Here is a 383-nt window from a genome sequence, read left to right on the forward strand (position 1 = left end):
TGTTCAATGTCGATATTAACGGGTACCATTGTAAACAATTCTGGTTGTAACAAATACAAAATTGTACAAGCATCATGTATTGGACCACCGTCCATATTAAAGTGAGTCTTGTATGTCTTCTTAAAGAATTGCAATAATTCTACGACGAACTGTGCAACAGGATTATTGATACTTTCAAAGCGTTCAATCACGTGTTCGTCGGCTAAAACTTGATGTGTTACATCTAAACCAAACACATTTATAGTAATCCCACTTTCAAAAACACGCTTCGCTGCTTCAGCATCTACCCAAATATTGAATTCTGCTGTAGGCGTCCAATTTCCAAATGTACCACCACCCATCAAAGTAATAGATTCAATATGCTCAGCGATTCTTGGCTCACG

The 383-nt window shown here is 37.6% G+C and carries 1 protein-coding gene; it reads right to left on the reverse strand.

Translation table 11 applies throughout. The annotated features are described in order from the left end of the window. Positions 1–383: nucleoside hydrolase (locus tag AC30CM_RS27385; RefSeq protein ID WP_490120035.1), on the reverse strand; the 383-nt coding region annotated here is incomplete at both ends.

Source organism: Mycobacterium sp. DHQP2018-32-09 (assembly GCF_058148405.1).